This is a genomic window from Flavobacterium sp. Leaf359 (assembly GCF_001423985.1).
Classification (GTDB): domain Bacteria; phylum Bacteroidota; class Bacteroidia; order Flavobacteriales; family Flavobacteriaceae; genus Flavobacterium; species Flavobacterium lindanitolerans.
On the sequence record NZ_LMPW01000001.1, the window covers coordinates 97,488 to 97,908 of the forward strand.

At 46.6% G+C, this 421-nt stretch carries 1 pseudogene; it reads left to right on the top strand.

Annotation, left to right across the window (positions count from 1 at the left end):
- Positions 1–421, top strand: a pseudogene (locus tag ASG38_RS00400) (hypothetical protein); the annotation flags it as partial.

Genomic DNA, 421 nt, shown 5'->3' on the forward strand with positions numbered 1-421 from the left:
AAAATTGACAACATTAAGCAATGGTACCAATACTACGGTAGCTTCAACAGTAAGCGGCAATACTACAGATTATAAGGTTAGCGTACCTACAGCCACAGCCAGTAATTTAGGAGTGGTAAAGGAAGCAAGTACGGCACCAACAATAAACATCGCGGCAGACGGAACATTGTCAGTAAACACAACAGCACTTCAGAACAACCAAAAGACCAGTTCTGTAGTGGCAGGAACGGCGACCACAGTAACTTCCGCAACAAGTGGCAACAATACGGCCTATACGGTAAACGTAAGTCCTGCAACGGCTTCCGCAACAGGAGCCGTAAAACCGGGAACGGGCTTATCAGTAGCTGCAGACGGTACGCTTTCTGTAAATACGACAGCAACAGGCTTAGGCAAGACACTGTCTACAGACGGTATTATTCAG